This is a genomic window from Campylobacter sp. CFSAN093229, from assembly GCF_011068225.1.
GTDB lineage: Bacteria > Campylobacterota > Campylobacteria > Campylobacterales > Campylobacteraceae > Campylobacter_D > Campylobacter_D jejuni.
Window position 1 is genome coordinate 47,857 of sequence record NZ_JAAMXB010000001.1, and the last position, 8,294, is coordinate 56,150.

The following is an 8,294-nucleotide window of genomic DNA, read 5'->3' on the forward strand; positions in this document are numbered from 1 at the left end:
AAGGAATTATTGTGCCTACCATAAATCAATTGGTTAGAAAAGAGCGCAAAAAAGTTTTAGAAAAATCTAAATCTCCAGCGCTTAAAAATTGTCCACAAAGAAGGGGAGTTTGCACTAGGGTTTATACTACAACACCTAAAAAACCAAACTCAGCGTTAAGAAAAGTTGCCAAAGTAAGACTTACTAGTGGCTTTGAAGTGATCAGCTATATCGGCGGTGAAGGTCATAACTTACAAGAACACAGCATTGTTTTAGTGCGTGGTGGTAGGGTAAAAGACTTACCAGGGGTTAAATATCACATCGTTCGTGGTGCTCTTGATACAGCAGGTGTTGCAAAAAGAACAGTTTCTCGTTCTAAATATGGTGCTAAACGCCCTAAAGCAGGCGCTGCAAAATAATCATTCATACAGACAAATCCGTTAGATTTGATTTTGTTTGAGTAAAATTTAAAATTTGAAGGAAAAATAATGAGAAGAAGAAAAGCTCCGGTAAGAGAAGTCTTGCCTGATCCGATTTATGGTAATAAAGTAATCACAAAATTTATTAATTCTTTAATGTATGATGGTAAAAAAAGCACAGCTACAACAATTATGTATGGTGCTTTGGAAGCTATTGATAAAAAAGGTGGCGAGAAAAAAGGTATTGATATTTTTAATGATGCGATTGAAAATATTAAGCCTTTATTAGAAGTGAAATCTCGTCGTGTAGGTGGTGCAACCTATCAAGTTCCAGTTGAAGTTCGTCCTGCTAGACAACAAGCTTTAGCGATTCGTTGGATTATTTCTTTTGCAAGAAAAAGAAGCGAAAGAACTATGATTGATAAACTTGCAGCTGAGCTTTTAGATGCTGCTAATAGCAAAGGTGCTTCATTTAAGAAGAAAGAAGATACTTATAAAATGGCTGAAGCAAATAAAGCATTTGCTCACTATCGTTGGTAAGAAGGAGTGTGTATGTCAAGAAGTACTCCTTTAAAAAAAGTTAGAAATATCGGTATTGCTGCTCACATTGATGCGGGTAAAACGACTACATCTGAAAGAATTCTTTTCTTTACAGGTATGAGTCATAAAATCGGTGAAGTTCATGATGGTGCTGCTACTATGGACTGGATGGAACAAGAGAAAGAGCGTGGGATTACTATCACTTCTGCGGCTACAACTTGTTTTTGGAAAGATCACCAAATTAACCTAATTGACACTCCGGGTCACGTGGATTTTACAATTGAAGTTGAAAGATCTATGCGTGTTCTTGATGGTGCTGTTGCGGTATTTTGTTCAGTGGGTGGGGTGCAGCCTCAAAGTGAAACAGTTTGGAGACAAGCAAATAAATATGGTGTTCCAAGAATAGTATTTGTAAACAAAATGGATAGAATCGGTGCAAATTTCTACAATGTAGAAGATCAAATTCGTAACCGTTTAAAAGCTAATCCAGTTCCACTTCAAATTCCAATTGGTGCTGAGGATAATTTTAAAGGCGTAATCGATCTTGTAACTATGAAAGCTTTAGTTTGGGAAGATGATACTAAGCCAACGGATTATGTAGAAAAAGAAATTCCAGCTGAACTTAAAGAAAAGGCAGAAGAATATCGCACAAAAATGATAGAAGCAGTTTCTGAAACTTCAGATGAGTTGATGGAAAAATATTTAGGCGGAGAAGAATTAAGCCTTGAAGAGATTAAAACAGGGATTAAAGCAGGATGTTTAAGTCTTTCTATCGTTCCTATGCTTTGCGGTACAGCGTTTAAAAATAAAGGGGTTCAACCTTTACTTGATGCTGTTGTGGCTTATTTACCAGCTCCTGATGAAGTGGCAAATATCAAGGGTGAATATGAAGATGGCACAGAAGTTTCTGTAAAATCAACTGATGATGGCGAGTTTGCAGGACTTGCATTTAAAATCATGACAGATCCATTTGTAGGACAACTTACTTTCGTGCGTGTTTATCGCGGTTGTTTGGAAAGTGGTTCTTATGCGTATAACTCAACTAAAGATAAAAAAGAAAGAATTGGTCGTTTGTTAAAAATGCACTCTAACAAAAGAGAAGAGATTAAAGTGCTTTACGCAGGCGAAATTGGTGCTGTTGTAGGACTTAAAGATACTTTAACAGGGGATACTCTTGCAAGTGAAAAAGATAAGGTAATCCTTGAAAGAATGGATTTTCCAGATCCAGTTATTTCTGTTGCAGTTGAGCCAAAAACTAAAGCTGATCAAGAAAAAATGTCTATTGCTTTAAATAAATTAGCACAAGAAGATCCAAGTTTTAGAGTTTCTACAGATGAAGAAAGTGGTCAAACTATCATTTCAGGTATGGGTGAGTTACACCTTGAAATTATCGTTGATAGAATGCTTCGTGAATTTAAAGTTGAAGCTGAAGTAGGTCAACCACAAGTTGCTTATCGCGAAACTATTAGAAAAACTGTTGAACAAGAATACAAATACGCTAAACAATCAGGTGGTCGTGGTCAGTATGGACATGTATTCTTACGCCTTGAACCACTTGAGCCAGGTAGTGGATATGAATTTGTTAATGATATCAAAGGTGGGGTAATTCCAAAAGAATACATTCCTGCAGTTGATAAAGGTGTTCAAGAAGCATTACAAAATGGTGTTTTAGCAGGTTATCCTGTGGAAGATGTTAAAGTAACTGTTTATGATGGAAGTTATCACGAGGTGGATTCATCTGAGATGGCGTTTAAACTTGCTGCTTCTATGGGCTTTAAAGAAGGTGCTAGAAAAGCAGGTGCTGTGATCTTAGAGCCTATGATGAAAGTTGAAGTAGAAACTCCTGAAGATTATATGGGTGATGTTATTGGAGATCTTAACAAACGCCGTGGTCAAGTAAATAGCATGGATGAGCGTGGTGGAAATAAAATCATCACAGCATTTTGCCCTTTGGCTGAAATGTTTGGATATTCAACTGATCTTAGAAGTCAAACTCAAGGTCGTGCGACTTATTCTATGGAATTTGATCACTATGATGAAGTTCCTAAAAACGTTGCGGATGAAATTATCAAAAAAAGAAATGGTTAAATTTTTAGCGGGATTTTTCCCGCTTTCTGTCCTCGTAGCTCAGCAGGATAGAGCGCAAAATTCCTAATTTTGAGGCCGTGAGTTCGAATCTCGCCGTGGACACCATTTTATGAGGTGTTATTATGATAAAAATTGCTTTTTTTATAACTTTTGTAATTTCTTTTTTGATAGCACAAAGCCCAGTAAATTTTAAAGAAGATAATAATATAACAAAAGAACAAAATATATTTAAAGAACAACCTCCAAAACGCATTAAAATTCCAACGCATTAAAATATATATGTCAGATTTGATTACGCTAGCACAATTATCACAAGGGTATCGTTACAATAGTGATTCTTTAATTTTAGCTGATTTTATTTTAAAACAAGGAATTAAAGGCGCTGTTTTTGATGTAGGTGCAGGCTGTGGTATCATAGGTATTTTACTTAAAAAAAATATTGCAAATTTAAGTTTATCTTTGATTGATATTCAAAAAGAAAATATAAAATTGATTGAAAAAAATTTAAAATCCAACCAAATACAAGGCGATATTTTTCATGATGATTTCAATCAATTTCAAAGCATAAAAAAATTTGACTTCATAGTTTGCAATCCTCCATTTTATAGACAAGGAGCTTACAAGAGTGAAGATCAGCATAAAGCTATAAGTAAATTTCAGGAATTTTTACCCTTGCATAGCTTTTTAACTAAAGCAAATTCTATGCTTAAGCCAAATGGTACTTTGTATTTTTGCTATGAAGCTTTAGCTTTAGATGAAATTTGTTTTATTTTAAAAGATATGAAAATAAAAATAACAAAGCTTTGCTTTGTACATACACATCAAAACAAAAAAGCAAGACTTGTTTTGATACAGGTAAAAAAAGGTTCAAAATCGCCTTGTGAGATTTTACCTCCTTTTTTTGTATATGAAAATGAAATTTTAAGCAAACAAATGCAAGAAATTCACTTAAGATTTAGGTTAAAAAGTTATGATATTTGATAAAAATTTTTCTTATGCTTTTGATGAAAATGCTTGTGAGAAATGCGGTGGAAAGTGTTGTACTGGAGAAAGTGGCAATATTTTTGCAAGCAAGGAAGAATTAGAAGCATTAAGAAAGCATTTAAATTTAGAAAGCAAAGAATTTGCTGAAAAATACTTGAGAAAAGTGGGCTTTAAAATGAGTTTTAAGGAAGTCGAATTTGAAGATGGTTTTGCTTGCATTTTTTTTGATACTCAAAAAAGAAATTGCAGTATCTACGATTTTCGTCCAAAACAATGCAGAACTTTTCCATTTTGGGAATATTTTAAAACACATCAAAAGGAATTAGAAAAAGAATGTATAGGTATTTGTTATTTGTCTTAGCAGCCTTTTTTTTGGCAGCTTGTGGAAGTTCAAAAATCAATGTTGTTTATCCTGATTATACAAAATATAAAAGCAATGATTTTGATTTAAGGGTTATGAAGGCTTATAATTATGAGTATTATAAACAATACAAAGAAGCCAGAGATGAATTTTTAAGTCTTTATCAAGATTATAATAATACTAATTTTTTAGAAAATGCATTTTTACTTACTTTAGCAAACAATCTTGACAAGCAAGCAGAGTTAAATAATCTAGCAAAGCCTTATTTAAATCAAAATGACAATCTTAAGCGACTTAGTGCTCTTTATGCTTTAAATTCAAATGATATCAACAATGCTCAAAAACTTATGAAAGAACTTTTGGTAAAAAAGGATAGTGATCCTAGAAATTTAGAGCTTTACGGAGATATTTTGGTTAAAAAAAATGATTTAAAAAATGCTACAAAATACTATAGATCTGCTTATAATCAAGTGCAAAATGAAGAAATTTTATTTAAACTCATAGGAATTTATGCGATTTTGAATGATACTTTAAATATTAAAAATGTTTTAGAATTTTCAAGAAAAACCAATGGTTGTACTCTCAAAACTTGCGTCTTGCTTGCTAAAATTTATTTTAATGAAAAAAATATCGAAGCTTTAAAAAGTATATATAAAGAGCTTTATCAACTTACCAAAAATAAAAGTTTTGCATTGGCTTTGGTTGAGCTTTTAAATTCTCAAGGCAAAACAGAAGAAGCTTTAAAAATTTCTTTGCAGTATGATTTAGATGATGATATTAAACTCGCTTTGTATCAGAATTTAAAACGCTTTGATGATGCTAAAAAAATGAGTTTAGCTCTTTATCATAAAACAAAAAATAAAGAATATCTTCTACGAGCGGCAGTTTTTGAATTTGAAGCTGCAAATGAAGCTAAAAAAATCACTCCGAAAGTAATTGATTCTGTAAAAGAAAAATTCGAACAAGCTGTCGATAAAGATAGCAATGCTTTGTATTTAAACTACTATGGATATTTGCTTATAGATTATGATTTAGATGTTAAAAAAGGTATAGAGCTTGTGAAACTTGCCTTAGAAAAAGATCCGCAAAATCTGTATTATTTAGATTCTTTAGCTTGGGGGTATTATAAACTAGGCGATTGTAAGCAAGCATGGGAAATTTTAAAACAAACATTAGATGATAAAGAATTTGCAAATTCTGATGAGAGTAAAGCTCATATAAAAGCGATAAAGGCGTGTGTAAAACCATGATATTGGATAAAATTTTTGAAAAAACAAAAGAAGATTTAAAAGAACGCAAACTAAAACTTCCTTATGATATGTTAGGGCGTTCTTTAGCTTCAAATCCTTTCTTTCCAAAAGATGTGATTAAAGCTTTAAAAAGAGTAGAAAAAGAAGTTAAAATCATAGCAGAAGTAAAAAAAGCAAGTCCTAGCAAGGGAGTCATTAGAGAAGACTTTGATCCTTTGAGTATCGCTTTAAATTATGAGAAGAATAAAGCTACGGCGATTTCTGTTTTGACTGAGCCACATTTTTTTAAAGGTTCTTTAGAATACTTAAGTCTTATACGCCGTTATACACAAATTCCTTTACTTAGAAAAGATTTTATCTTTGATGAGTATCAAATTTTAGAAGCTTTGGTTTATGGGGCGGATTTTGTATTGTTAATCGCTAAAATGCTAAGCATGAAAGAGCTTAAAAAACTGCTTGAGTTTGCAAGACATTTAGGTCTTGAGGCTTTGGTTGAAATTCATGATAAAGAGGATTTGAGTAAGGCTATTTTTGCTGGAGCGGATATTATCGGTATCAATCATCGTAATTTAGAGGATTTTACTATGGATATGAGTTTGTGTGAAAAACTTATCCCACAAATCCCAAATTCAAAAATCATCATCGCAGAAAGTGGTTTAGAAAATAAAGAATTTTTAGAGCATTTACAAAATTTAGGCGTTGATGCTTTTTTAATCGGCGAATATTTTATGCGCGAAAAAGATGAAGGAAAGGCTTTAGAAGCTTTGCTTTAAGGAGGGAAAATGCAGTATTTGTATGCACCATGGCGGAGTGAGTATTTTGAAAAAGAAAAAAGCGTTTGTCCATTTTGTGATTGTGCTAATAAGATCAAAAGCGATGAAGATTTAGGCGTAATTTTTAGAGCAAAGCATTGTTTTGGAGTGATGAACCGCTATCCTTATTCTGCGGGGCATTTTATGGTGATTCCTTATGTACATGAAGAGCATATAGAAAATTTAAGCGATGAAATTTGGCAAGAAATGAGCCATTTTGTGCGTTTGGGAGTGAAAATTTTAAAAGAGCAAATTCATGCAAATGGGGTCAATATCGGTATGAATTTAAGCAAAGATGCAGGAGCTGGCATAGCTTTTCATTGTCATTATCATCTAGTGCCACGCTGGGCAGGAGATACAAATTTTATCACAACCATAGGAGAAACTAGGGTTTGTGGCACTAATATCGAGCAAGTTTATCAAAAACTTGTTTTGGCTTTTAAAAATGCTCAGTGAAGTTGAATTTGCAGAGTTTCAAAAAGAAAATTTCTCTCTTTTAATCGATGCAAGAAGCCCTAGAGAATTTTTGCATTCTCATTTGATAGGAGCTTTAAATTTTTATGCACTCAATGATGAAGAATATCAAGAAATAGGAACGATTTATAAGAAAAATCAAGCTTTAGCCAAGGCTAGGGGTGCGAGTTATATTTGTCAAAATACCGCTAAGCATATATTAGAAATCACCCAAAATTTTCGCATAGGAGAAAAGGTGGGGATTTATTGTTCTCGTGGGGGTTTGCGTTCAAAGTCTATCGCAGTGATTTTAAGTGAGCTTGGTTTTAGAGTGGTGCGTTTAAAAGGTGGCTTTAAAGCTTATAGAACTTTTGTAACGCATTATTTTGAAAATGAAATAAATTTTGATTTTTTTACTCTTTGCGGCAATACAGGCTGTGGAAAAACAGAGCTTTTAGAACAACTCCCACAAGCTATAAATTTGGAAAAAATAGCAAATCATTTAGGCTCGTCTTTTGGTGATATTTTAGGAAAACAACCTACGCAAAAAGCTTTTGAAGCAGAACTTTTTCACAATATGCAAAATTTAGAAAATTTTGCTTTCATAGAAAGCGAAAGTCGCAAAATAGGGGATATCATCTTACCTTTGAAATTTTATGAAAAAATGCAAAAGGCTTTTAAAATTTATTGTTTTTGTTCTTTGGAAAATCGCATTAAAAGAATACAAAAAATTTATCAAGAGAAAATGACTCCTTTAAAATTTCAACAATGTGTGCAAAAAATTAGCCCTTATATCAGCTTAAATTTACGCCAAGATTTGCTTCAAAGTTATGAGAGAAAAGAATGGCAAAGGCTTATTACTATGCTTTTGGAGTATTATGATAAAACTTATAAAAAACCAGATAAGATTGATCTTGAGTTAAATACTGATGATATTTTAAAAGCTAAAGAAGAAATTTTAAGATATTTTAAGCTAAAAAACTACATTTTAATTTAATTTTTTTATCACTTTGCAAAAAAATTATACTATTTTCTTTAAAAAAATAAAAAAAATCACAAATTTATTTTTTATTTTTGAAATTGTTATTTTTTAATTTCTCAAAGTATTGTAAATTAGGCTTTTGGATATTGTTTTTTCATTTACCATAAATTTTTATATAAAAGTAATATTTATTACATAAATCATTTTATTTAGGGCTTTTAAATGTAGTTTTTATAGTATTTAAAAGCCAATCATGTATTTATTTTTTTGTTTAAAATATGGATATTATATTTCAATGAGAATAAAATAATAAATTTTAATTTAATTTATAATTAAGCTAAATTTAATTAGAGTTGCACTCGTTTTTTGCGATGTTACAAAACATTGTTATTTTAATTTTATTTTCCAAGGACATCTATGCCAGCT

General features: G+C 31.8%; 10 protein-coding genes and 1 tRNA gene. All 11 read left to right on the forward strand.

Annotation, left to right across the window (positions count from 1 at the left end; all coding sequences use genetic code 11):
- Positions 1-11 precede the first annotated feature (11 nt).
- The 11 genes from rpsL (at position 12) to mnmH (ending at position 7,883) form a co-directional block, all read left to right on the forward strand.
- A complete protein-coding gene (gene rpsL, locus FBE93_RS00260; protein ID WP_002782934.1) occupies positions 12-398 on the forward strand; it encodes a 30S ribosomal protein S12 in 387 nt (128 codons plus the stop codon).
- Between the two features lie 69 nt (positions 399-467).
- Positions 468-938 (forward strand): 30S ribosomal protein S7, encoded by a 471-nt coding sequence (gene rpsG / locus FBE93_RS00265; RefSeq protein ID WP_002779471.1) that lies wholly within the window; start codon positions 468-470, stop codon positions 936-938.
- 12 nt (positions 939-950) lie between these two features.
- Positions 951-3,026, forward strand: a complete 2,076-nt coding sequence (gene fusA, locus FBE93_RS00270; RefSeq protein WP_002779472.1) for an elongation factor G — start codon at positions 951-953, stop codon at positions 3,024-3,026.
- 28 nt (positions 3,027-3,054) lie between these two features.
- Positions 3,055-3,131: transfer RNA gene (locus FBE93_RS00275), tRNA-Arg, on the forward strand.
- Between the two features lie 17 nt (positions 3,132-3,148).
- A complete protein-coding gene (locus FBE93_RS00280) occupies positions 3,149-3,298 on the forward strand; it encodes a hypothetical protein (RefSeq protein ID WP_002933039.1) in 150 nt (49 codons plus the stop codon).
- A gap of 7 nt (positions 3,299-3,305) precedes the next feature.
- Positions 3,306-4,007, forward strand: a complete 702-nt coding sequence (locus FBE93_RS00285; RefSeq protein WP_002861225.1) for a tRNA1(Val) (adenine(37)-N6)-methyltransferase — start codon at positions 3,306-3,308, stop codon at positions 4,005-4,007.
- A complete protein-coding gene (locus FBE93_RS00290) occupies positions 3,997-4,371 on the forward strand; it encodes a YkgJ family cysteine cluster protein (protein ID WP_002933038.1) in 375 nt (124 codons plus the stop codon). Before FBE93_RS00285 ends, FBE93_RS00290 begins: the two co-directional genes overlap by 11 nt.
- Positions 4,344-5,621 carry a hypothetical protein gene (locus FBE93_RS00295; RefSeq protein ID WP_002933037.1) on the forward strand — a complete coding sequence of 426 codons (1,278 nt, stop codon included), beginning with the start codon at positions 4,344-4,346 and terminating at the stop codon, positions 5,619-5,621. The genes FBE93_RS00290 and FBE93_RS00295 overlap by 28 nt, the downstream gene beginning before the upstream one ends.
- The gene (trpC, locus tag FBE93_RS00300; RefSeq protein ID WP_002933036.1) at positions 5,618-6,394 is read left to right on the forward strand and encodes an indole-3-glycerol phosphate synthase TrpC; all 777 of its coding nucleotides are present in this window, start codon (positions 5,618-5,620) and stop codon (positions 6,392-6,394) included. The genes FBE93_RS00295 and trpC overlap by 4 nt, the downstream gene beginning before the upstream one ends.
- 9 nt (positions 6,395-6,403) lie before the next feature.
- Positions 6,404-6,889, forward strand: a complete 486-nt coding sequence (locus FBE93_RS00305; protein WP_002857290.1) for an HIT domain-containing protein — start codon at positions 6,404-6,406, stop codon at positions 6,887-6,889.
- Complete coding sequence (gene mnmH, locus FBE93_RS00310; RefSeq protein WP_032598751.1) at positions 6,879-7,883, forward strand: tRNA 2-selenouridine(34) synthase MnmH; 1,005 nt, start codon at positions 6,879-6,881, stop codon at positions 7,881-7,883. The genes FBE93_RS00305 and mnmH overlap by 11 nt, the downstream gene beginning before the upstream one ends.
- Positions 7,884-8,294: the final 411 nt, after the last annotated feature.

Bases quoted from the DNA above. Each gene is read 5' to 3' on its own strand.
- trpC (WP_002933036.1), top strand. From the start codon at position 5,618: ATGATATTGGATAAAATTTTTGAAAAAACAAAAGAAGATTTAAAAGAA.
- FBE93_RS00305 (WP_002857290.1), top strand. From the start codon at position 6,404: ATGCAGTATTTGTATGCACCATGGCGGAGTGAGTATTTTGAAAAAGAA.
- FBE93_RS00295 (WP_002933037.1), top strand. From the start codon at position 4,344: ATGTATAGGTATTTGTTATTTGTCTTAGCAGCCTTTTTTTTGGCAGCT.
- FBE93_RS00290 (WP_002933038.1), top strand. From the start codon at position 3,997: ATGATATTTGATAAAAATTTTTCTTATGCTTTTGATGAAAATGCTTGT.
- FBE93_RS00280 (WP_002933039.1), top strand. From the start codon at position 3,149: ATGATAAAAATTGCTTTTTTTATAACTTTTGTAATTTCTTTTTTGATA.
- FBE93_RS00285 (WP_002861225.1), top strand. From the start codon at position 3,306: ATGTCAGATTTGATTACGCTAGCACAATTATCACAAGGGTATCGTTAC.
- mnmH (WP_032598751.1), top strand. From the start codon at position 6,879: ATGCTCAGTGAAGTTGAATTTGCAGAGTTTCAAAAAGAAAATTTCTCT.
- fusA (WP_002779472.1), top strand. From the start codon at position 951: ATGTCAAGAAGTACTCCTTTAAAAAAAGTTAGAAATATCGGTATTGCT.
- rpsG (WP_002779471.1), top strand. From the start codon at position 468: ATGAGAAGAAGAAAAGCTCCGGTAAGAGAAGTCTTGCCTGATCCGATT.